The sequence below is a fragment of the Paenibacillus wuxiensis genome, assembly GCF_040195695.1.
Classification (GTDB): Bacteria; Bacillota; Bacilli; order Paenibacillales; family Paenibacillaceae; genus Paenibacillus_B; species Paenibacillus_B suaedae.
This window is the reverse complement of record NZ_JBEFZI010000042.1, coordinates 1-721: the sequence shown is the minus strand read 5'-3', so window position 1 is coordinate 721 and position 721 is coordinate 1. Positions and strand designations below refer to the sequence as shown.

The 721-nt window shown below is 60.1% G+C and carries 1 protein-coding gene; it reads right to left on the bottom strand.

What is annotated here, in order from left to right:
* The coding region (locus ABN764_RS29490) for an AMP-binding protein (protein ID WP_446673864.1) at positions 1–721 on the bottom strand (721 nt) is incomplete at both ends.

Here is a 721-nt window from a genome sequence, read left to right as displayed (position 1 = left end):
ACCGGCACCGGATTCAGTTGCGCATCCACGATGTAGAATTTCGCATTCAGCCACGCTTTGCCGATCGGTACATGGCCGGTCTGCGGCAGCTTCGTCAGCTCCTCGTCGTAGAAGCTGGAGTCGATCGCTGCTTCCGTCACGCCGTAAGCGTTGATGATCCGGAACAACGAGCCGAAGCGTTCCTGCAAGGTCCAGTAATCCGCCACGCTGCAGCTGTCCGAGCTCGTGATCAACAGCTCCAACCGGCTCATATCCAGTTGCTGCTCGTGCACATACTCCAGGAACGGCACGATCAGCGCCGGCGTTGATTCGAAAATGGTGACCCGCTCTCGCTCCATCCAGTGGTGCAGACGAGACGGATCGATCCGGTCGTCCTTCGGCACAATCACCATCGTGCCTCCGTTGTACAGCGTCCGCGCGATATCTCCCACGAACACATCAAACGAAAAGCTTGCGAGCTGCAGCAGCCGCACCGGGAACTGATCCAACCGGTATTCCCGCCGGTAGCCCGCCGCCGTGTTCACCAGGCTGCGGTGCTCGATCATCACGCCCTTCGGCTTGCCCGTCGTTCCCGACGTGTAGATCACGTACGCCAGATCCTCCGGACGGGCTTCATGGAAGCTGCCCATACCAACATTCGGATGGCTCTCATCGCTGGCATCCACAGCATCCGTCAGCTTGCCGGAGACCATGCCGGAGCCAATCGGCGCATTCGCCCACT